This window comes from Candidatus Lariskella endosymbiont of Epinotia ramella, assembly GCF_964019805.1.
GTDB lineage: Bacteria > Pseudomonadota > Alphaproteobacteria > Rickettsiales > Midichloriaceae > Lariskella.
The window spans coordinates 720,754-743,435 of the sequence record NZ_OZ026472.1 but is presented as its reverse complement, the minus strand read 5'-3'; the positions used below and the strand labels follow the sequence as shown (position 1 = coordinate 743,435).

At 34.5% G+C, this 22,682-nt stretch carries 18 protein-coding genes, 1 tRNA gene and 5 pseudogenes; 16 read left to right on the top strand and 8 right to left on the bottom strand.

Annotation, left to right across the window (positions count from 1 at the left end; all coding sequences use genetic code 11):
- The first annotated feature begins 144 nt into the window (after positions 1–144).
- Both gatA and fumC read left to right on the top strand, forming a co-directional pair.
- Positions 145–1,611: an Asp-tRNA(Asn)/Glu-tRNA(Gln) amidotransferase subunit GatA gene (gene gatA / locus AACL20_RS03255; RefSeq protein ID WP_339052612.1), complete on the top strand. Its 1,467-nt coding sequence runs from the start codon at positions 145–147 to the stop codon at positions 1,609–1,611.
- 28 nt (positions 1,612–1,639) lie between these two features.
- Positions 1,640–3,046 carry a class II fumarate hydratase gene (gene fumC, locus AACL20_RS03250; RefSeq protein ID WP_339052611.1) on the top strand — a complete coding sequence of 469 codons (1,407 nt, stop codon included), beginning with the start codon at positions 1,640–1,642 and terminating at the stop codon, positions 3,044–3,046.
- 1,180 nt (positions 3,047–4,226) lie between these two features.
- Here the strand turns inward: fumC and AACL20_RS03245 are convergent.
- Together AACL20_RS03245 and AACL20_RS03240 are read right to left on the bottom strand one after the other, a co-directional pair.
- Positions 4,227–4,723, bottom strand: a pseudogene (locus tag AACL20_RS03245) (IS5 family transposase); the annotation flags it as partial.
- A gap of 38 nt (positions 4,724–4,761) precedes the next feature.
- Entirely contained in the window at positions 4,762–5,976 is a 1,215-nt protein-coding gene (locus AACL20_RS03240; protein WP_339051785.1) for an IS256 family transposase, read from the bottom strand.
- A gap of 51 nt (positions 5,977–6,027) precedes the next feature.
- Here AACL20_RS03240 and AACL20_RS03235 point away from each other — a divergent pair.
- Positions 6,028–6,354 (top strand): annotated as a pseudogene (locus AACL20_RS03235) (transposase); the annotation flags it as partial.
- Positions 6,355–6,374: 20 nt separating this feature from the next.
- Here AACL20_RS03235 and AACL20_RS03230 read toward each other — a convergent pair.
- Positions 6,375–7,195 (bottom strand): IS5 family transposase gene (locus tag AACL20_RS03230; RefSeq protein ID WP_339051669.1). Its coding sequence is split into 2 segments (ribosomal slippage): positions 6,375–6,808 and positions 6,808–7,195, totalling 822 coding nucleotides; the frame shifts between segments, so codons are not numbered across the junction.
- 29 nt (positions 7,196–7,224) lie between these two features.
- Entirely contained in the window at positions 7,225–7,761 is a 537-nt protein-coding gene (locus AACL20_RS03225; RefSeq protein WP_339051795.1) for a transposase, read from the bottom strand.
- Between the two features lie 61 nt (positions 7,762–7,822).
- Here AACL20_RS03225 and AACL20_RS03220 point away from each other — a divergent pair, with 61 nt between their 5' ends.
- The 6 genes and pseudogenes from AACL20_RS03220 (at position 7,823) to AACL20_RS03195 (ending at position 11,506) form a co-directional block, all read left to right on the top strand.
- Positions 7,823–8,311 (top strand): transposase, encoded by a 489-nt coding sequence (locus tag AACL20_RS03220; protein WP_339051794.1) that lies wholly within the window; start codon positions 7,823–7,825, stop codon positions 8,309–8,311.
- Positions 8,312–8,361: 50 nt separating this feature from the next.
- Positions 8,362–8,511, top strand: coding sequence for a hypothetical protein (locus AACL20_RS03215; protein ID WP_339051793.1), 150 nt, complete (start codon positions 8,362–8,364; stop codon positions 8,509–8,511).
- Positions 8,504–9,000, top strand: a pseudogene (locus AACL20_RS03210) (IS5 family transposase); the annotation flags it as partial. The gene AACL20_RS03215 and the pseudogene AACL20_RS03210, both read left to right, overlap by 8 nt.
- A gap of 26 nt (positions 9,001–9,026) precedes the next feature.
- A pseudogene (locus tag AACL20_RS03205) lies at positions 9,027–9,605 on the top strand (IS256 family transposase); the annotation flags it as partial.
- Between the two features lie 38 nt (positions 9,606–9,643).
- Positions 9,644–10,140 (top strand): annotated as a pseudogene (locus AACL20_RS03200) (IS5 family transposase); the annotation flags it as partial.
- Positions 10,141–11,359: 1,219 nt separating this feature from the next.
- Positions 11,360–11,506 (top strand): hypothetical protein, encoded by a 147-nt coding sequence (locus AACL20_RS03195; RefSeq protein WP_339052610.1) that lies wholly within the window; start codon positions 11,360–11,362, stop codon positions 11,504–11,506.
- Positions 11,507–11,801: 295 nt separating this feature from the next.
- Here AACL20_RS03195 and AACL20_RS03190 read toward each other — a convergent pair whose 3' ends face one another.
- The 4 genes from AACL20_RS03190 to rpsB form a co-directional block, all read right to left on the bottom strand.
- Positions 11,802–12,386, bottom strand: coding sequence for a nucleoside triphosphate pyrophosphatase (locus AACL20_RS03190; RefSeq protein ID WP_339052609.1), 585 nt, complete (start codon positions 12,384–12,386; stop codon positions 11,802–11,804).
- Positions 12,387–12,391: 5 nt separating this feature from the next.
- Entirely contained in the window at positions 12,392–13,087 is a 696-nt protein-coding gene (locus AACL20_RS03185) for an RlmE family RNA methyltransferase (RefSeq protein WP_339052608.1), read from the bottom strand.
- Between the two features lie 703 nt (positions 13,088–13,790).
- Positions 13,791–14,705 carry a translation elongation factor Ts gene (gene tsf / locus AACL20_RS03180; RefSeq protein ID WP_339052607.1) on the bottom strand — a complete coding sequence of 305 codons (915 nt, stop codon included), beginning with the start codon at positions 14,703–14,705 and terminating at the stop codon, positions 13,791–13,793.
- Positions 14,706–14,849: 144 nt separating this feature from the next.
- Positions 14,850–15,671, bottom strand: a complete 822-nt coding sequence (gene rpsB, locus AACL20_RS03175) for a 30S ribosomal protein S2 (RefSeq protein ID WP_410519934.1) — start codon at positions 15,669–15,671, stop codon at positions 14,850–14,852.
- A gap of 602 nt (positions 15,672–16,273) precedes the next feature.
- On the opposite strand from rpsB, the gene rplU reads away from it, so the two are divergent.
- The 7 genes from rplU to AACL20_RS03140 all read left to right on the top strand — a co-directional run bounded on the left by rplU (position 16,274) and on the right by AACL20_RS03140 (position 22,604).
- On the top strand, positions 16,274–16,573 hold the full coding sequence (gene rplU / locus AACL20_RS03170) for a 50S ribosomal protein L21 (protein WP_339040332.1): 300 nt from the start codon (positions 16,274–16,276) through the stop codon (positions 16,571–16,573).
- 26 nt (positions 16,574–16,599) lie between these two features.
- Positions 16,600–16,854: a 50S ribosomal protein L27 gene (gene rpmA, locus AACL20_RS03165; RefSeq protein ID WP_339040330.1), complete on the top strand. Its 255-nt coding sequence runs from the start codon at positions 16,600–16,602 to the stop codon at positions 16,852–16,854.
- 741 nt (positions 16,855–17,595) lie between these two features.
- Positions 17,596–18,480: a lipoyl synthase gene (gene lipA, locus AACL20_RS03160; RefSeq protein WP_339052605.1), complete on the top strand. Its 885-nt coding sequence runs from the start codon at positions 17,596–17,598 to the stop codon at positions 18,478–18,480.
- 255 nt (positions 18,481–18,735) lie between these two features.
- The gene (mreC, locus tag AACL20_RS03155) at positions 18,736–19,587 is read left to right on the top strand and encodes a rod shape-determining protein MreC (RefSeq protein ID WP_339052604.1); all 852 of its coding nucleotides are present in this window, start codon (positions 18,736–18,738) and stop codon (positions 19,585–19,587) included.
- Positions 19,578–19,654, top strand: a tRNA-Arg gene (locus AACL20_RS03150). Before mreC ends, AACL20_RS03150 begins: the two co-directional genes overlap by 10 nt.
- A 929-nt stretch (positions 19,655–20,583) precedes the next feature.
- Positions 20,584–21,876 carry a multidrug effflux MFS transporter gene (locus AACL20_RS03145; protein ID WP_339052603.1) on the top strand — a complete coding sequence of 431 codons (1,293 nt, stop codon included), beginning with the start codon at positions 20,584–20,586 and terminating at the stop codon, positions 21,874–21,876.
- A 59-nt stretch (positions 21,877–21,935) separates the two neighbouring features.
- Positions 21,936–22,604 (top strand): hydrolase, encoded by a 669-nt coding sequence (locus tag AACL20_RS03140; protein ID WP_339052602.1) that lies wholly within the window; start codon positions 21,936–21,938, stop codon positions 22,602–22,604.
- Positions 22,605–22,682: the final 78 nt, after the last annotated feature.

The following is a 22,682-nucleotide window of genomic DNA, read 5'->3' as shown; positions in this document are numbered from 1 at the left end:
TAGCTTAATTGTTTAATAAGTTAAAAACTAAGTGATTTAATACGAGTATACCTCAGGTAAATGAAGACTTGGTATTTATTATGTGTTTGAATGTGCTGACTTTAATGTTATTAGCACTTGTATGGATATAAATTGGAGAAATTAATGCGTGAATTGTTAAGTCTATCAATGGTAGAAGCTGTAGAATCTATGAAAAAAGGTGATTTTACAGCTAAAGAGTTGGTTACAAGCTATCTTACGCGCATTGATGAATTAAATGCAGAAATAAACGCATTCATCACTGTGACTCATGATCTTGCCTTGAGGCAAGCTGAATCATCAGACAGGAAAATTCAAAAAGGAGAGGGTGGTATCATAGAAGGTATTCCTATCGGAATAAAAGATCTATTTTGCACTGAAGGTGTAAAAACTACAGCAGCTTCTAAGATGCTGTGTGATTTTACACCATATTATGAATCAACCGTTACTAACCTTCTTTATCAGAATGGTGGCATCAGCCTTGGCAAGACTAATATGGATGAATTTGCTATGGGTTCTTCAAATAAAACAAGTTACTTTGGACATGTGAAGAGTCCATGGAAAAGAAAAAATGACAATATTGATCTTGTGCCTGGGGGTTCATCAGGCGGTTCTGCTGCTGCAATTGCGGCAAAGATGTCTCTTGGCACAATTGGCTCTGATACAGGGGGTTCTGTAAGGCAGCCTGCCTCTTTTTGTGGAGTAGTTGGTGTAAAACCTACATACGGTCGTTGTTCAAGATTTGGAATGATTGGTTTTGCAAGCTCTCTTGACCAGGCAGGAGTCTTTACTAGAAACGTTAAGGACGCTGCTTTGCTACTTGAATCCATATGTGGGTATGATGATAAAGATTCAACTTCTGTTAATATTGAAACTCCAAAATGGTCGCAAAATCTAAATGGTTCTGTTAAAGGTTTGCGTATTGGAATTCCAAAAGAATATGTTATAGACGGTATGAAACCTGATATAATAAAAATGTGGGAATCTGGAAAAGATTGGCTGCGGAGTCAAGGGGCAGAGATAGTGGAAGTCAGTCTTCCTAATACTAAATATGCACTTCCTACTTACTATGTAATTGCGCCCTCTGAAGCATCATCAAATCTTGCAAGATTTGATGGAGTGCGTTATGGGTTGCGTGTTAATAATGGTAGTGCTAACATATCCGATATGATAGCTGAAAGCAGAGCTGCTGGCTTCGGTAGTGAGGTAAAGCGTAGGCTCATGATAGGCACATATCTATTATCTGCTGGCCACTATGATGCTCACTATTTGAGAGCGCAGAAGGTAAGGAGAATAATATACAATGATTTTTTAAATGTTTTTCAAGGTGTTGATGCTATATTGACTCCAACAACTCCTTCTACTGCCTTTGGTTTGAATGAAGGTGTATCTGATCCTGTTACTATGTATTTAAATGATATACTAACCGTAACTGTAAATCTGGCTGGTCTGCCAGGTATATCTGTCCCAGCTGCACTAGGAGAAGATGGATTACCACTTGGCTTGCAAGTCATAAGCCGTGCTTATGATGAAGTTACTTTATTTCAAATTGCATATGCGCTTGAGAAAGCAGCAAATTTTAAGGCTCTTTAACTTTAATAAAAATATTAATAGTTTTCATATGGTTAGTTCTGTTAAAAGTGATTACAGGGTAGAGTCTGATACCTTTGGAGAAATCAGGGTTGCTTCTTCAAAATATTGGGGTGCTCAAACTCAGCGCTCTTTAGAAAACTTTAAAATAGGCGAAGAGAAAATGCCTTTGCCTTTTATAAAAGCCCTTGCATTGATTAAAAAGGTTGCTGCGCTCGTTAATATGGAGATGTCTGATCTTGATAAGTCTATAGGAGAGGCGATATGCAAAGCTGTAGATGAAATTATCGATGGACAGCATCTTGATAACTTTCAGCTATCTGTTTGGCAAACTGGCTCTGGCACTCAAACTAATATGAACATGAATGAAGTAATATCTAATAGAGCAATTGAGATATTGGGTGGGCAGATAGGGAGTAAAAAGCCTGTACATCCAAATGATCATGTTAATATGAGTCAGTCTTCTAATGACACATTTCCAACTGCTATGCATGTTTCTGCTGTATCTGAAATAGAAGAACATTTGCTCCCAGCTCTTGAGAATCTTTATCAAATGTTGCATGAAAAGGAGCGTGAGTTTCAAAATATAGTTAAGATAGGTAGAACTCATCTTCAAGATGCAACACCGCTCACGCTTGGTCATGAATTTTCAAGTTATGCACAGCAAATCGAATATGGAATGGAAAGAGTACGTAGTGCTATGCCTAGATTGTTGCTGCTTGCGCAAGGTGGTACTGCTGTTGGAACTGGGTTAAACGCACCTAATGGTTTTGCAGAAAGATTCGCAAGTACTCTCGCTGAGGTAACTGGTTACAAGTTTAGAAGTGCTCCGAATAAATTTGAAGCTCTTGCCTCTCATGATGCGATAGTAGAAATGAGTGGTGCTATGAATGTTCTTGCTGCTAGTCTTATGAAGATTGCAAATGACATAAGACTTTTAGGTTCAGGGCCAAGGTGCGGCCTTGGTGAGTTGATATTGCCTGCAAATGAGCCAGGTTCATCAATTATGCCTGGCAAAGTGAATCCAACTCAATGTGAAGCGATTACAATGGTTTGTGCACATGTGATTGGTAATAACACAACAATTACAGTTGCTGGTGCATCAGGACATCTTGAATTAAATGTTTTCAAGCCAGTGATGATTTATAACCTGCTGCAGTCTATACGCCTTCTATATGATGCTATAAACAGTTTTGCAGATAACTGTGTCGTTGGAATTGTACCAAATAAGGACCGCATATCTGAGAATTTGAAAAAATCTCTTATGTTAGTAACTGCTCTAAATCGCCACATAGGTTATGATAACGCTGCTAAAATAGCGAAGAATGCGTATGCAAAGAATATTACATTAAAGGATTCTGCAGTGTTACTAGGACTTGTAACGGCTGAACAATTTGATGCTTGGGTTATTCCAGAAGAAATGGCAGAGCCGAGCTAGTAAACAATATACAAAACAGTGCTTCTTTCTCTCATAAATATTTTTAGAATATTTTATTCTTTTAGTATTTGCTGAATACTTTGAGGCTTCTTCTGCTTGCAGCAGTGCCATAGCTAAAGTGCTATAAAATAGGCATAGCAAACGAGTATTTAGAATAAATTTTTATTTGCTTAAAATCAGCAATATAACTCTATTTTAGCGCGAATTGCCAATTAATTGATGCTGTATGATAGATTTTTAGGGAGCTATATGTTGCTTTAGGGTTTTGCAAATAAACAAAAATAACATGTGGAAAAGGTTTTTGCATCAATGTACTGTTTTGTCGATGATTTTATGAAAGATCTATTTATCTGTATCCCCCGCAATTATTAGCTTAGATGCTTAATTTTTAATTGGCAACTCGCGCTATTTTAGGCTAGAGGTTGACTTAAAATTTATCAAAAAGACAAAGTTTAGCGCGTTTGTTTTATACTGCTTTAGTCATAGATTATGTAATAGGCATATCTCATATATGCTATGTAATTATTGCAATTAAGTTATGTTTATGAAGTGCTTTTAATTCTTGTTTCTCTTAAAATACTAATCTTTTGCAATCCATTCAACTTTATTAGCAGTGTTTTAACATATAGCCAAATTTTATTCTACTAGTTATATACTACTTATAATTGATCTCGAACCTCCAGTTGCAAATATCTTTTTCTTTGCTGAAAATATTGAATTTATAATGAGCTTTTGCTGAAATTTCATATATTTTTAAATTCTTGACTCTGATTATTTTTATGTGATATTAATTAAAGTATTGCATTAATATTAAGCAATTGTTTCGTATAGATTAATAATTGTCGTTTTTGCTATTATTTATGTGTGATGCAGAGAATTTAATTAGTGATCCTGGTATTGTGACTAAAGCAAAGATGTACTTGCAGTTCAATGCATTATTGCTTGCGTCGTAAGGTTTTTATGGAATCGTACTATTAAAATTTTACTCTATATAGCATTGTTTTATATGGACAATTGTAATTTGCATTTATATGTTATGCCAGTTTTAACAATTAGAGTAGAACAAATGAGAGGATATTATGACAGATTTATATAGAGAGTTGGAATCACAAGACGCAATAGAGAAATCTGATAGTAATTTAACAAATGAAAATATCAATAGACCTCTTGCATAACCTATTTAAAGCTCAAAGTTATAGATACCAGCAAGTAAATTAAACCTTAAACCGAATCGTTTTCTTCTGTTCCTATAACGATCAGCGATAATTTTAAATCGTTTGATCATGCCTATGACGTTTTCATTTAAAACACGTTCACTAGACAATTGACGATTTTTCTTTTTATCTTTCCTGCTTAGTGGTCGCTTTTTTGTCTTTTTCTTTGGTAACTCTGAATTATAATGCAACTTATCAATGCCTTGATAACCAGTATCTGTAAGAACTTTAATCTCAGGGTGGATGTGAACTCCGGATTCTTTAAATAACCTGAAATCATGACGCTTGCCATTAGAAAAATTAGTGCAAATGATTTCTTTTTTCCTTTTATCCACAATAAGCTGAGTTTTTAGAGTATGTCGCCTCTTTTTTCCCGAATAAAAGTGCTTCTGTTTTTTTTAGGTCGTTCTATCGGTGTTTCAGTAGCATCAATTAACACAAGTTCGTATTCAGAATCGCTTTTGGGTCTTTCTCATTGATTGTGTAAATTTTTTAGAGCCATTAAAATCTCCCATCAAATTTGATTATAAAATGAGCCATAGCTTCATTCCAGTTAGAGATAGGCATGGTCCATTTTTTGGTAATATAATCAATCGTTAGGTATAAAACCTTGAATACCGAATCATCATTTGGGAAAACACGCTTATTTCTTGTAACTTTTCTCAACTGACTATTCAGCGATTCTATAGCATTTGTAGTGTAAATTATCTTACGGATACTCTCTGGATATTGCAGAAATATTACAAGATTCTCCCAATTATTATACCAGGATTTTGCTATATGTGGATATCGTTTACTCCATTTCTTATCAAAAGATTCTAGGGCAAGATGCGCTTCATCTTCAGTAGCAGAGCTATAAATAAGCTTTAAATCTGATGCCAATAATTTTCTGTCTTTATATGATACATACTTCAGGCTATTTCTAATTTGATGTACTATACAAAGCTGATGCTCAGTTTTGGGATAACTTGCGCATATAGCTTCAGACATACCAGTCAGGTTATCACTACAGGCAATTAATATATCTTTTAATCCTCGATTCTTCAATTCAGTAAAATTACTAAGCCAGAATTTAGATCCTTCATTCTCACTTATCCATAATCCTAAAATATCTTTCCGGCCCTGTAAATCTATACCCAGCGCAACATATACTGATTTATTAATTATCTGTTTATCTTGCCTTACCTTAACTATTAAACAATCAAAATATACTATAGGATATAATGGTTCAAGAGGTCTACTCTGCCAAATTCTAACCTCATCAATTACATCATCTGTAACCCTACTAATTAAACTCTCACTAACTTCTGCTCCATATAATTCTTGTAATTGGATCTTGATATCAGACAAACTCATCCCCTTGGCATACAGAGATATTATCTTTTGATCTAAACCATCTATTCTTGTTTGATTCTTGGAGACAATTACAGGTGCAAATTTACCTTCTCTATCTCGCGGAATATTTAACTCGATACTGCCATTCTCAGTAATCAAATTCTTATTATAATGACCATTCCTGCAATTCTCAGTTTCAGACCTATCATATTTGTTATAACCTAAGTGTTCAGACATTTCTGCCTGCAAGGCTCTCTCCAAAATACTCTTCGTTAATTCCTTAATCAATCCATCCTGCTTCAGTACTGTCTTTAAATCCGCTCCTCCTTCTATCAGTAAATCTATCGCTTCATTTATTTTCTTATTCTTTTCTGTCTTCATTCTAATTACCTATATTCTTTATTAATTCCAAATATAGGCTCTACTATAATTTACACAATCTTTGATAAAGACCCTCAAAAGATAATATCTCTGTATGCCAAGGGGATGAGTTTGTCTGATATCAAGATCCAATTACAAGAATTATATGGAGCAGAAGTTAGTGAGAGTTTAATTAGTAGGGTTACAGATGATGTAATTGATGAGGTTAGAATTTGGCAGAGTAGACCTCTTGAACCATTATATCCTATAGTATATTTTGATTGTTTAATAGTTAAGGTAAGGCAAGATAAACAGATAATTAATAAATCAGTATATGTTGCGCTGGGTATAGATTTACAGGGCCGGAAAGATATTTTAGGATTATGGATAAGTGAGAATAGACCTCTTGCATAACCTATTTAAAGCTCAAAGTTATAGATACCAGCAAGTAAATTAAACCTTAAACCGAATCGTTTTCTTCTGTTCCTATAACGATCAGCGATAATTTTAAATCGTTTGATCATGCCTATGACGTTTTCATTTAAAACACGTTCACTAGACAATTGACGATTTTTCTTTTTATCTTTCCTGCTTAGTGGTCGCTTTTTTGTCTTTTTCTTTGGTAACTCTGAATTATAATGCAACTTATCAATGCCTTGATAACCAGTATCTGTAAGAACTTTAATCTCAGGGTGGATGTGAACTCCGGATTCTTTAAATAACCTGAAATCATGACGCTTGCCATTAGAAAAATTAGTGCAAATGATTTCTTTTTTCCTTTTATCCACAATAAGCTGAGTTTTTAGAGTATGTCGCCTCTTTTTTCCCGAATAAAAGTGCTTCTGTTTTTTTTAGGTCGTTCTATCGGTGTTTCAGTAGCATCAATTAACACAAGTTCGTATTCAGAATCGCTTTTTAGTAATGCTTTACGTCCAGGTAGTGAAAATCGTTTATCTTTAATTAGAGTATCTTCAATCCAACGTATATTACGATAACAGGCACTTTCACTTATTCCATAACTGCGGGAAATATGAAAATATGTCCTGTATTCACGCAAGTACTCAAGCGTCATGAGTAATCGATCTTCTAAAGCCAATTTATTGGGTTTTCCACCTTGAGACTTTAAAATAGCTTCAGCTTCTTTTAATATACTTAGTATAACTTCAAACGTTCCTCGTTTAATGCCAGTAAGCCTGCGAAACTCTTCTGCGTATTCATCTTTGATGTTTTCAAACTTCATGTTATCCTTGATAAAATCAAGGATTTTAATCAATTTATATGGTTATGCAAGAGGTCTAATATATCTTTTAATCCTCGATTCTTCAATTCAGTAAAATTACTAAGCCAGAATTTAGATCCTTCATTCTCACTTATCCATAATCCTAAAATATCTTTCCGGCCCTGTAAATCTATACCCAGCGCAACATATACTGATTTATTAATTATCTGTTTATCTTGCCTTACCTTAACTATTAAACAATCAAAATATACTATAGGATATAATGGTTCAAGAGGTCTACTCTGCCAAATTCTAACCTCATCAATTATATCATCTGTAACCCTACTAATTAAACTCTCACTAACTTCTGCACCATATAATTCATGTAATTGAATCTTGATATCAGACAAACTCATCCCCTTGGCATACAGAGATATTATCTTTTGATCTAAACCATCTATTCTTGTTTGATTCTTGGATACAATTACAGGTGCAAATTTACCTTCTCTATCTCGCGGAATATTTAACTCGATACTACCATTCTCAGTAATCAAATGCTTATTATAATTGCCATGAGTCTTTATCAAAGATTGTGTAAATTATAGTAGAGCCTATATTTGGAATTAATAAAGAATATAGGTAATTAGAATGAAGACAGAAAAGAATAAGAAAATAAATGAAGCGATAGATTTACTGATAGAAGGAGGAGCGGATTTAAAGACAGTACTGAAGCAGGATGGATTGATTAAGGAATTAACGAAGAGTATTTTGGAGAGAGCCTTGCAGGCAGAAATGTCTGAACACTTAGGTTATAACAAATATGATAGGTCTGAAACTGAGAATTGCAGGAATGGTCATTATAATAAGAATTTGATTACTGAGAATGGCAGTATCGAGTTAAATATTCCGCGAGATAGAGAAGGTAAATTTGCACCTGTAATTGTCTCCAAGAATCAAACAAGAATAGATGGTTTAGATCAAAAGATAATATCTCTGTATGCCAAGGGGATGAGTTTGTCTGATATCAAGATCCAATTACAAGAATTATATGGAGCAGAAGTTAGTGAGAGTTTAATTAGTAGGGTTACAGATGATGTAATTGATGAGGTTAGAGAGTCTTTATCAAAGATTGTGTAAATTATAGTAGAGCCTATATTTGGAATTAATAAAGAATATAGGTAATTAGAATGAAGACAGAAAAGAATAAGAAAATAAATGAAGCGATAGACTTACTGATAGAAGGAGGAGCGGATTTAAAGACAGTACTGAAGCAGGATGGATTGATTAAGGAATTAACGAAGAGTATTTTGGAGAGAGCCTTGCAGGCAGAGATGTGATTCTGAATACGAACTTGTGTTAATTGATGCTACTGAAACACCGATAGAACGACCTAAAAAAAACAGAAGCACTTTTATTCGGGAAAAAAGAGGCGACATACTCTAAAAACTCAGCTTATTGTGGATAAAAGGAAAAAAGAAATCATTTGCACTAATTTTTCTAATGGCAAGCGTCATGATTTCAGGTTATTTAAAGAATCCGGAGTTCACATCCACCCTGAGATTAAAGTTCTTACAGATACTGGTTATCAAGGCATTGATAAGTTGCATTATAATTCAGAGTTACCAAAGAAAAAGACAAAAAAGCGACCACTAAGCAGGAAAGATAAAAAGAAAAATCGTCAATTGTCTAGTGAACGTGTTTTAAATGAAAACGTCATAGGCATGATCAAACGATTTAAAATTATCGCTGATCGTTATAGGAACAGAAGAAAACGATTCGGTTTAAGGTTTAATTTACTTGCTGGTATCTATAACTTTGAGCTTTAAATAGGTTATGCAAGAGGTCTAATGAAGGATCTAAATTCTGGCTTAGTAATTTTACTGAATTGAAGAATCGAGGATTAAAAGATATATTAATTGCCTGTAGTGATAACCTGACTGGTATGTCTGAAGCTATATGCGCAAGTTATCCCAAAACTGAGCATCAGCTTTGTATAGTACATCAAATTAGAAATAGCCTGAAGTATGTATCATATAAAGACAGAAAATTATTGGCATCAGATTTAAAGCTTATTTATAGCTCTGCTACTGAAGATGAAGCGCATCTTGCCCTAGAATCTTTTGATAAGAAATGGAGTAAACGATATCCACATATAGCAAAATCCTGGTATAATAATTGGGAGAATCTTGTAATATTTCTGCAATATCCAGAGAGTATCCGTAAGATAATTTACACTACAAATGCTATAGAATCGCTGAATAGTCAGTTGAGAAAAGTTACAAGAAATAAGCGTGTTTTCCCAAATGATGATTCGGTATTCAAGGTTTTATACCTAACGATTGATTATATTACCAAAAAATGGACCATGCCTATCTCTAACTGGAATGAAGCTATGGCTCATTTTATAATCAAATTTGATGGGAGATTTTAATGGCTCTAAAAAATTTACACAATCAATGAGAAAGACCCAAAAGCGATTCTGAATACGAACTTGTGTTAATTGATGCTACTGAAACACCGATAGAACGACCTAAAAAAAACAGAAGCACTTTTATTCGGGAAAAAAGAGGCGACATACTCTAAAAACTCAGCTTATTGTGGATAAAAGGAAAAAAGAAATCATTTGCACTAATTTTTCTAATGGCAAGCGTCATGATTTCAGGTTATTTAAAGAATCCGGAGTTCACATCCACCCTGAGATTAAAGTTCTTACAGATACTGGTTATCAAGGCATTGATAAGTTGCATTATAATTCAGAGTTACCAAAGAAAAAGACAAAAAAGCGACCACTAAGCAGGAAAGATAAAAAGAAAAATCGTCAATTGTCTAGTGAACGTGTTTTAAATGAAAACGTCATAGGCATGATCAAACGATTTAAAATTATCGCTGATCGTTATAGGAACAGAAGAAAACGATTCGGTTTAAGGTTTAATTTACTTGCTGGTATCTATAACTTTGAGCTTTAAATAGGTTATGCAAGAGGTCTAATATTTTACTCTGTGCTCTAAAAAATCATGCTCTTAAAATCCTCGCTTAGTGCACTTATGAATGCGGCACCTAAATTTCTAATAACTACATTATCAACTGGCTTATTTATGCTTTTAAGAAACAGATTAGTGAGTATTGCAACTAAAGTTCTCATATTTCTCATGAAGCCAGTTATATAACTACTGCCCATTTACTATTAATTGGCTTTATCAATTCACTGATAAACTTTTTATCGTGCAGAGTATTAACTTTCGAAATATTGCTATTTAACAAAATTTAAGAAAAAGGCCGTAATTTAATTCATCACTAAAAGCCACTTCACCTCCTAATTATCATTAAAAATAGCAAAATATATTCACATATTTGAATTCAAAAATCAGCATAACTCACCATTCAATAATGGATTATATTTAAACAAAATTATAAATTATCACTTAAAGAAGCGTAGATTTATAAAATAGCGCTAATACTCTCGCTATAACTGGTATCATCTCTGTGCCTTTATATAAAAAAATCATATCATTAGAATATTTACATATCTTATCGATATTTTAGAATTTTTATTGGTTATATGGATCTATAAATATTATAACTTTAAGTATACTTTTGATCAACTCTTTAGCTCTCTTTTTAAGTAAAAACTATATAATGGGGATAATTATAGGCATCTTCCGCATAATAACTCTTTAAATTCCTTCTCTTCTTTAAAGTTTATTGAACAGTGGATGCGGATATATATATGATATTGCGATATTTACCAAAGATCGGGAGAATTTTCTGCTTTATGCTGCTGGATTTGAATCTAATGAAGAGGTTTTTGGGGAAATTTTGAAAGATTGGTGGCCAAGCTATAGTAAAATTTTAACATATGCTCATATATGCGGCCTTTAATACGGAGCTCAATTCTGTTTAATTATGAATTTTTACGTTCTATAGTATATTTCCTATCAATTAATAAAAGATAATGTTATATTGTACGCGCGTCAAAAAGTCTCGAAAGTGCGCATAAAATAGTGCTTGGAGCGCAAAAATAGTGCTTTAAATCCGTAAGAAAATGTTATAATAAACACAAAAACCTTACGGATGTTGTGAAGGCAGTGTTTGCTTAGGTGTATGAGTAATAATATATCCAAAAATTAGTGCAGTGCCGAGTCCTGTGCTAATTTTTGCACATTTAACTTCTCCACAAAGATTTATTTGCGTAGCAAGTCAATTTGTGGCAGATGGAGTACATTCTTCAAAGGTATGGAAGTATTTAAAGCGATTGAAAGTTACGCTAAAAATCCATTTATATCAGCAATAGGCATGAATCTGAAGGTGATAGAGCGCACACTATCTGGCTAATCACATAAAGTTCAACATATAAAAATCAAATGCTACAAAGTGGCAATAGAGGACGCATGCTTAAAACACAGCATTTTACACGCTTTGCAGACATTTTTCTCATTCTGCCGTAAAAAATCACAACAAATTGATACAAATAGCATCAGCTAAGCAACAAAACACACAATATAAAGTCGTACCAATGGGTTTCAAAAGCTAAAATGCATACTTTTGGCGGATGGACTATGAAGCAGGCGACTAAATAGAAAAATTTATCTATCAGCCAACTCTGGTTAGTTAGTACTTAGCACTAAAATTAATTGGATGGTTTAATTCCAAAGCTTTGTAGTAGATTGTATACAATACTCATTGGAAGGCCCATGATTGTAGAATCAAGTCCTCTTATATATTGAATAAACGATGAGGCTTTTCCGCGTATCGCATATCCACCAGCTTTTCCATACCACTCTTTAGATTCTACATAAAAACTTTTTTCTTCCTCTGTTAAGTGCTTAAATTTTACAATTGACATTGCAACTTTCTTTCTAAATATACTGTTATGTGCGAGACAGATACCTGTGTAAACTACATGTCTTCTTCCAGATAGTTTGTCTAAGCAGAGTTTTGCGTCGGACTCAAGCAGTGCTTTTGGCAGAGATGTTCTGCCAACTGAGACTACTGTATCTGCTCCTATTACAACATCATTAGGAAATTCTTGAGAGACTTTCTGGACCTTTTCAAAAGCTAACCTGAATGCCAAAGCTTTCGGCATCTCTCCTTTTAGCTCGGATTCATCTATATTAGCAGGAACTATTGAGTCGACTTTATATCCAGATGCTGTGAGCATGCGCATGCGCTCTTCAGAGGAAGAGGCAAGTATCAATTTTTTAGAGTTGTTCATAAGTATTAGTAATTAATCAAATTATGCTTTTTTAATGCTATAACATATTGTTCCTTAGAATCGCTATAGCTAGATTTAGGCTTAAAGATTTTTAATTTTTCAAAATTGGATTTAAGCATATCGTTTACGGACTTTTCTCTGCCACCTGTAAGTAAAGTCTTTGCTACAAAGTGACCGCCTATTTTCAAGTTTAAGATTGCAAATTTTGCAGCGATTTCTAACAGTTTGAGGTTTCTTATCGCATCGATACCTGAATCTCCTGATGCGTTTGCTGCCATATCGCTGACTATTAGATCTATACCAGCTTCACCAAAGCGCAGCAGGATTTCTTCTATAACAGTTTGGTCTGTGAAGTCTCCGATAATGCAATCTATGCCACTGATATCTTCAACTGCTTTTAAATCCACTCCAATTATTCTAGAGTCTTTTTTTGCGGAAGACGATAGAATTTGCAACCAACTTCCAGGAGCTGAGCCTAAGTCTAAAATATTTCGAGCAGAAGATAGGAGTTTGAATTTCTCGTCGATCTCAATTAATTTAAATGCTGCGCGAGAGCGATAACCAGATTTTTTTGCAAGTGCTATATAAGGGTCATTTATATTTCTTCTCAGCCAATTTGCAGAGGAATTAGTACGTCCTTTTGACGTTTTTAGAGTTTGTTTTTTATTACGGTAATTAGATGTTAAAGACATAAATGACATTCTTACCTTATAAGTGAAAGAAGATTCTGCAGTCTCAAAAATAGATAGATATTTATTCACTAAAATCGACATAGTAATGTGCCGATCTCTTAATTAATAACCAAATGAAATTGAGTATTGTGTACTTGTTTCATTCTAGTTGAGCTGATAATGCAAAATATGAAGCTAAGCTTTCTCTTATTATCTATATGTTTAGTGCTAAATTCCAGAAGTCTCTACTCTATGTATAATCTTTAGACGTATGAAGTTATAAAGCGCAAGCATTGATATGGCAATCCCGCAAGGTAAATGCAAAGTTGGTGTGTATTATGTATATGGCACCATTAGCTAAGTTATTGTGTAAGCATTTTTTATCTAATTTTCCAGATTGCTTCGTTAATTTTTTTTGCGAATATATATAATATTTGACTCAGAAATTAACTGGTACTCTAAAAAATCATGCTCAAAAATCTTCACACAAGCAGTGTGGGGGCAGTGCCATATATTTAAAGTGAAATTTTTAGTGTACTGAAGAGCTTGAAAACTGTGAATTAAAAGGCCAATTTTTACTTTAAAATTGAAAATCATATATCAAGTCTATCATACCATCAACTTCCTTTGCTATATTATAAATGCGCGCTACAATTTAAATAAACACAACAACATGACATAAATGCACATAGAGTGAAATACGAGGCACGCACTTTTAATCTAGATATAACACTTAAGCAACTATTGTGCTGCAGGAGGTATCTTCCTCACCGACTTGATAACGGATAACTTTTGTTATCTTGATTGTTGCTCCAATTTCTTTCTCAAGCTCATTAATTACTGTTGAGACTTTTTTCTTACTATCAAGCAGGAAAATTTGTTCCATGAGTACAGCTTCAGAGTAAAACTTCGCAAGTCCACCTTGAAGAAATTTTGCTTCATCTATTTTTTTTGTACCACCAGATTCATGTGTGATATTTATAAGTCTTTCCTTAAGTACAGATGTCTCACGTTCTATAAGCGACTTGTTTACGCCATCTATAGCAATAGCAATTGGCCTATATGCGGCAACTTGCATTGCAAGTTCTTTTCCAAGCTTAGCAATTTTTGTATGCTGACCTGTTGATTCTATAGCAATTACCACGCCTATTTTTCCCATGCCATTTGCAACTGCGCTGTGAACATAGCTTGCAACAACTCCATCTACCTTAAGTACATCTATTCTGCGTAAATTGATATTTTCACCTATGACGGCGATTCCTTCAACTATTGCATCTTTCACTTTTACATTGCTGTCGTATTGCATATCACAAAACTTTGTAATGTCTTGTTCGCCAGATTCAAGAGCGATATTTGATAGATTGGCAGCTAAACTTTGGAATTTATCATTTTTTGCTACAAAATCTGTTTCTGAATTTAGCTCAATTATAGAAGCCATACTCCCATCTTTGTGCACAGAAATTGATACAAGTCCTTGAGCAGCAACTCTATCTGCTTTTTTCTCAGCATTTGCAAGTCCTTTTGCACGTAGAAAATCTATAGCAGCATTTACATCACCATCACACTGAGTCAAGGCAGATTTACAATCCATCATTCCGGCGCCAGTTTTTTCACGTAGCGCTTTTACACTTTCAGCACTTATCACCACTTCATACTCTCATAAATTATTTTATTATTACTAGCTTAACACAGGTCTATAGCAGAGAATGAAATAACCTATGCGCTCTAGCTTTGTGCAGCATACACTTTAAAAAGAAACTACGCAGCAAAAACTAGATTTATGCGCTATAGCTTATTTATCTTCGGGTATACTATCTTGCTCTGAGTTTGCATCAGTATTTTTTATAGGTTTTGCATTAGCTTGTGGCGCAACAAACTCAGTTTCACTCATAGCGCCTATATCAACACCGGATTTGGCGAGACTGATCTGTACGCCCTGCAATATCGCATCAGCGGCAAGTTTACAATAAAGCTCTATGGATTTTCTTGCATCATCATTTCCAGGGATTATATAATCAACACCATCAAATTGCGCATTAGTATCTACTATGGCAACGACTGGAATCTTCAGCTTTTTTGCTTCTTGTATTGCGATATCATTCTCTCTGGTATCAAGTGCAAAAATTAAATTTGGTAATCCGCCTAAATTACGTATACCACCAAGTGCAAGCTCAAGCTTTTGATGTTTTCTTGATAACTCCAGTTTTTCTTTCTTTAATAATAGAGAACTTGGATCATTCAGCATTCCTTCATACTCTTTGAGTTTATTGATGGAATTCTGAATTGTTGCACGATTTGTAAGCATGCCTGGAAGCCAGCGGTAATTTACGTAATATTGACCACATCTTTTTGCATGTTCTGCTACTGTGTCACTACCCTGTTTTTTTGTTCCAACAAATAGAATTCTTCCATTCTGTGCTGCAACATTTTGTAAATTTTCAAGTGCCTTTGCAAGCAATTTATATGTTTGTTCTAGATCTATTATATGTATACCACTTCTTACCCCATATATGTACTGCGCCATTTTGGGATTCCAAAAGTTTTTCTTATGACCATAGTGAACTCCAGCTTCTAAAAGCTGTCTCATGGTAAAATTTGGGCTATATTCGCTCATATTTTTAATTATCCTAATTTTTGGTTTTTTCCAGTGCAAAGCCATAATTAACGCTAGTAAAATAGCGCACCAAAAAGGCAAAAACGTTCTTAAGCTGTGATACATCCATGCTAAGATAGCAGAGCAACGTTTTTCACATAAGAAGCGCAAAGAAGGTGATGCACGTGAATTTTTGTTTGATATCCAGTTATTTAAAGTATTCACAAAATATACATGTTGTATACTAAGCGCAAATTACAATATGTAAATATAAGGTAATACTTAAAAAGCATAAGCATGATAACAAATTTGTTTTTCTTACTCAAAGGGTATTTTCTGGATGCAGCAAAATATTAGCTAACTTTTGTTAATATGAGCTGATTATCAGAAGAGAACTAGTATTTGACACAAATGCACAAGTTGTATATTATCCTAATCTTGGCGCGACGGTGGAGTTTTATGGTGGCTGTCTTATTTCAAATGTTGGGCAGCAGTTGCTTAATTTATTTTGATTCCATGGTTTTTTGTTTTGAAATGCGCTTTTTATAGGCCAGTTTGTGTTCTAGATTTTTCTTGCGAACCATTTTGGGGCGTTTGTTAAATGATTTTTAGAGATTAATTTTATGTTTGCTGTAGTAGAGAGTGGTGGAAAACAGTATCGCGTTAAGTCAGGCAGTGTAGTGAAAGTTGAAAAAATGTACAGCGAGCCAGGAGAAGTGGTGCAGCTAGGTGAGGTTATGGCAGTCGGTACTAAAATTGGTCAGCCTTATTTAGATGGAGCTAAAGTGATGGCTGAGGTTATAGCGCATGATAAGACTGATAAGGTGATAGTCTTCAAGAAGAAGCGTAGACACAATTATCGTAGAAAACGCGGCCACCGTCAGCAGATTACTGTGCTTAGGGTAAAGGAAATCATTGTATAGATAGTTAAATATATTGAGGTAATAGTATGGCAACCAAGAAAGCCGGTGGTAGTTCAAGAAATGGTAGAGACTCAGCCGGACGCAGGTTAGGCGTAAAAAAATTTGGTGGAGAGCTTGTGACTCCTGGCAGCATTATAGTGCGTCAGCGCGGAACAAAGTTTCATCCTGGGCAAAATGTTGGTATGGGACGTGACCACACTATTTTTGCTGTTGTTCCTGGATATGTTAAGTTTCATAGAGGTGAAAGAGATAGATCTTTTATATCTATCATTCCTGCTTGATAAGTCATTGTATAGCGGTTGTTCAACCGCTTCAGGTTGTTTTGTTTATTGTTGATACTTAGATTTATTTAGGTTGGTCTTTTTGCTACTTGTGAGTTTATATTTGCTTGCAGCAGTATGAACATTTTCTATTACTTTTTTCAGAGATTTGACTTCACAAATTTTTTCTTATTTATAGTGCTTTGTGTCTCTTATGGCACTTTGCTGCTTGTCATGCTTCAAAATTGGCTGTTATCCAGAATATTCCTTATGTATTTCATTATAAACTCCTTGCGCCTGAATTTTTCCTGGCTCTTTTTGAAGTCTAATACAAAATACCCTAAATAACAGAACACTTTAGCTTCGTCTTTGTAGAAAATTTAAGCGTGCTCTTCTTAGCTTTACTTCTAATACAGATCACTTAAATCTAATCTTAAATTTTCTAACAAAATACACAGCGGTTATATGCTGTTATTTGTGGGATTTGGTATAACATTGAAAATCAGGATTAGAGTTCTGCTTCAAACGTTTGCTCCAGTGGCTAATTGCTTTGTCACATCTTTTGTTTTTAGGATGCTCATGTATTTCTTGTATACTGTGTTCCACTCGCTTTCGTATGCTACTTGCACTTGCCTAAACTGGAACAAGCGTTTTAAGAAGAAGTCTATTGTAATTTGACGTTTGCGATTATTACTAGTTTTTGGAATAAATCTGGGCTATATAGCTTTATAATGACATTCAAACTAATATAATGCAGCTGATATGTGCGCAAAGTTAAGAAAACCAGATTGGATCAAAGTTAAGGCGCCTGTGAGCTCTGAGTACTTAGCGACTAGAGATCTGGTTAAGAAAAATAATCTAAATACAGTTTGTCAGGAAGCTGCATGTCCTAACATAGGGGAATGTTGGGAGAAAAAACATGCTACATTCATGATATTAGGGAGCGTCTGTACTAGAGCTTGTAGATTTTGTAACGTTGCAACTGGTTTACCTGATAAATTAGATCCGCATGAACCTGAGAGAGTTGCGTTTGCAGTAGCTGAGCTTGGTTTGAAGCATGTTGTAATAACTTCTGTTGATAGAGATGATTTGGAAGATGGTGGCGCTACGCATTTTGCGGAGTGTATATCACAAATCAAAAAACGTAGTGCGGAAACAACAGTTGAAGTTTTGACGCCTGATTTCTTGCGCAAGGAGGGGGCACTTGAGATTGTAATCAAGGCAAAGCCTGATGTTTTTAATCATAATATAGAAACAGTTCCGTCTTTATATACGAAAATTAGACCAGGTGCTAGATATTTTCATTCGCTGAATATACTATATAAAGCAAAGGCAATAGATAAAGATGTTTTTACCAAATCTGGTTTGATGGTTGGTCTTGGAGAGGATGATACGGAAGTTCTGCAGGTTATGGATGATTTAAGAGCTGCAGATGTGGATTTTTTGACTATAGGGCAATATCTGCAGCCAACACCTAAGCATGCTGAAGTAGCGCGTTATGTGCTGCCGGAAGAATTCTTATATTACGAAAAGATGGCTAGAGCAAAAGGGTTTCATATGGTGTCTGCTAGTCCACTAACGCGTTCTTCATATCATGCAGGTGACGCATTTGAGAAACTTAAAGCTGCTAGGCATAGGTTTGCTTGAATTCTATAGAATTATTGTTCAAGTATCGATCGTATATCTCTGATAAATTAGGAGTTATATTTATTATATGTACGAAGTTAGGTTTCAAAAAGAGCTAGGAAGAACTAATGGAGCATTGTTGTAAGGTGCCAATTTCTAAGTGGTTTTTTATTTGCATTGATTTTTAATTAATGCACTCTATATGTTAAAGCAGTGCAGTTTTCTCCACTTATTTGTGAATAAAAATGGATTTATAAGTATATGGTATTATAAGTTATGAGGAATAAGCAACGTAGTAGTAGAGCAGAAACAGTCTTTCATAACGTTAGTGATTTTTGTGTATTCATAACACGATTTCGTGCAGTTGTTGCTATAATTATTTGCAGTCTACTTTCATTATTTTTCAATTCTTATAGTGTTAAAGATCTATCTTTTATCTCTGAAGATACAGTTAGTGGTTTTTATAGCGCTGTATCGTCTCCGTTTCATTGGGCTAAATCGAAGTTAGATGATTTTAGATTATACGACGAAGTATTGGCAGAAAATAAGGATCTTAAGCTAGCAAATACTAAAGCTTCTGAAATGCTAAATACTATAGCAAAGTTGGAACTTGAAAATCAGCAATTAAAAGATTTATTAAATTATACTGGATATATAAATTACAGATATATTTCAGCTAGAGTTGTGAGTGCAGCCTTAGATGAACTTGGAACAACTATTATGATAAATGCTGGTACTGAAGATGGTATCAAAGATGGTTACCCAGTGTTAAGTGGATTTGGTGCTATAGGTAGAGTAATAAGTGTTTCCAAAAGATCTGCTAGAGTTTTGCTGTTTACTAATGGTAGTTCTAAGATTCCTGTTAGGCTTTTTCATAGCAAAATTTCATGTATTGCCATAGGCAATGCAGAAAATGGTACAATGAAAATGCTTTATGTTGAGCAATCAAACAATAATATCATGGAAAATGATATAGTATTTACTTCTGGTGAAGGTAGTTTAATACCTTATGGGCTTTATGTTGGTTCTGTGGTAAGTAAAAATGGTGATATGATAATCAAACCAACTATTGACTACAATGACATGGAAGTAGTAAAAGTACTCTTACCAGAAAAAGAGTTCCCGTAGCTCAGCAGGATAGAGCGTTGGATTCCTAATCCGAAGGTCGCAGGTTCAATTCCTGCCGGGAACACCAGTGATTTTAGCGGTTTTGCAGAATCACCTGATGATGGTCTTGTTAACTAAGTCATTGTGTAAATAGTACTTAGCACAGGTTTTTTCCACTCCATATGTATCTTATACCAAGTTCCACAAATCACAGAACACTTTAGCTTGTCTACCTGCCAAAAATTGATTTGCGTAGAAGTTAAATGTACAAAAATTAGCCTTTAGAGCTGCCATGCGCTAATTTGCGGATATATTAATTCTCCTATACCTAGCAAATACTACGTTCACAAAATCCGTAAGTTTTTTGCGCTTATTATAACATTTTCTTACGGATTTAAAACACCACTTTGACACTCGGGGCAGCATTTTATACAGCTTCTGAGATTTTTGGCGCGGGTGCGTACTAGCTTCGTCTTGTTAGAAAAATTAAGTGCGCTCTTATTTTATACTGCTTTAGCTATATAATTTGTCATATACCTAGCAAATACTACGTTCACAAAATCCATAAGATTTTTGGCAATTTTGCCATTTTTTCTATTGGACTTTCGGTGCATCGTAATTTCGTAATTGCTTGCAGGCCAAGATAACTTCTATGTTCCTTAGAGTTATGACGCAGGCGACTAATACCTATATTCGAAATTTTCGAAATATAAAATTCAACGATTTTTGCAGAGTTGATATTTTATAAGTCACTAGACCTCTTTCGAAACTAGCTTCTGGCAGAGAAATGGCAGGAGATTTAGGCGCAAGGAAGGACCGGAGTGTATTTGATATACATTTGAGGATCTGAAGCCACGAGATCAACGCACCAGTTCTCACAAAGGAAGTAGAGTTTCGAAAGAGTTCTACTGCTTAAGTGTCATATACTTCTTGATATTGATGAGAAATTTACCATACACTTTTAGTTATGAATCGGTAACTTGAGTTAAATTAGTATAGCCAAGATTTTATTTTGCAATGTTTTTGCAATTGATTTGGTGTGTTTTTAATTTCTGTATGAAAAATAAAGATATGTTTAAAACTCTCTCTTTTCCTCTATGGATAATAGTGCTGGTGATTGGATTGCCACTTTTTGCTGAGACTATTTACACACCTTCGCTTCCAAATATAGCAATTGAACTTAACTCAACGCCTCCTATAGTTGAATTTACTCTCACAATTTATTTGATAGGTTTTGCAATTGGAACGTTTTTCTGGGGCCATTTATCTGATAGAATTGGAAGAAAAAATTCTCTTTTATCTGGACTTATATTTTTTATTCTTGGCTGTATTTTTTGTTATTATTCTTATTCAATAACCGAACTAATGATTAGCAGATTTATACAAGCGTTTGGTGGCAGTGCTGGTAGTGTTCTGGGGCAGGCTATTTGTAGAGATGCGTTTACAGGAGCAAAACTTGGTAAAGTTTATTCAATAATAGGAGTTGCACTTTCGATATTTCCTGCAATTGGCCCGCTTACTGGCGGTATTATTGCAGAACATGATACATGGCACAGTATATTTATAGTTCTTTCTGCGTTTGGGGTTCTTGCAGCGATTTTTGTCATAATCATGCTGCCAGAAACATTAACAAAAGATAATAGAAAAAATATACCTATCACTGGTGTTATGTTACAAATGCGGCAAGACAGAAAAGTTCTTGGCTTTGCAGTCATAATCGGAATATGTAATGGTATATTATTTAGTTATTTTGCGGAAGGTGCATTTTATTTAATCAAACTTCTTGGGCTTTCACCAAGTCAATATGGGTTTAGTTTTACTATGATTGCGGTAAGTGCAATGTTGGGTGGATTAATTTCCAATAGACTGCAAGGATTAATACCACAGATTAAGATTATGAAGTATGGAATTTTAGTGATGGTATTTAGCACTATATGCTTCACGGTGTTTATAATGATATATCATTTTAATTCAACACTTTCTGAAAGTGTTTTGATTCGCATCATAATAATCAGTCAAATGATTTTAAGAGTCGGTGCTACAATGGTTGTCGGTAATGCACTATCACTTGGTCTTGCTGATTATACAAAGTGCATAGGTACGGCTTCTAGTATATTTAACTTCATATACTATATGCTAATATCGCTTTGCACTTTTATTATGGGGGCTTTGCACAATGGCACGTTAATTCCAATGCCACTTTACTTTTTGTGTTTAACGTTATTGATGTTCTATATATATAAAATAATCACTAAGGAACTACCAGTTCGAACTGAACCTTTGCAAATTATAAATTCTACTGATATATAGAAATTCTGAGCATTTCAAAAATTTACAAATGAAAATAGAAAAGTTTTAGGTCGCCAGAAATGTTAGAATTTAGAGAATTTAGTGCAAGTGGCCCAGGAAATCCTAAACAACTGGTAATATTATTGCACGGCTATGGGTCAAATAAAGATGATTTGATAAATATAGCGCCTGAGATTAGTAAATATCTACCTAATGCTCATTTTATATCTCCTAATGCATGTCAGCGTTTTGAAAATGCACCAGAATATGATGCATACCAATGGTTTAGTCTAGTTAATAGATCTCAGGAAGCAATGTTAAATGGCGCAAATACAGCTATGAAAATACTTGAACCATTTATTTTAGAGCAAATGAAAAGGTTTAGTCTTTCTGCAAAGCAAACTGTTATTTTAGGATTTTCACAAGGTGGTATGATGGCTCTGCACACAGGGTTAAATATGAAGGAAAGTCCTAGGGTATTGCTTTGTTATTCTGGACTTTTAATACAAGGTGAAAATTCCAATATAGATTCATTTACTGGGGTAAACTCTATTCAAGATATAGTACTTATACATGGAAAGGATGATGATGTCGTACAAATTGAATCTATGCAAAGAAGTGCTATTTTGTTAGTCAAATCTGGCGCTAGGCTGCACACTCTTACTTGTAGAGCTCTTGGGCATGGAATAGATATGGTAGGGCTAGAATTTGGAGGTAGAATCCTAAAGTCTGTATTTAATGATGTATAGTGTCTGCAACATTAATTGGTACGCGCCAAAAATCTCGGAAGCGCGCATGAAATACTGCCACGAGGGTCAAAATAGCGC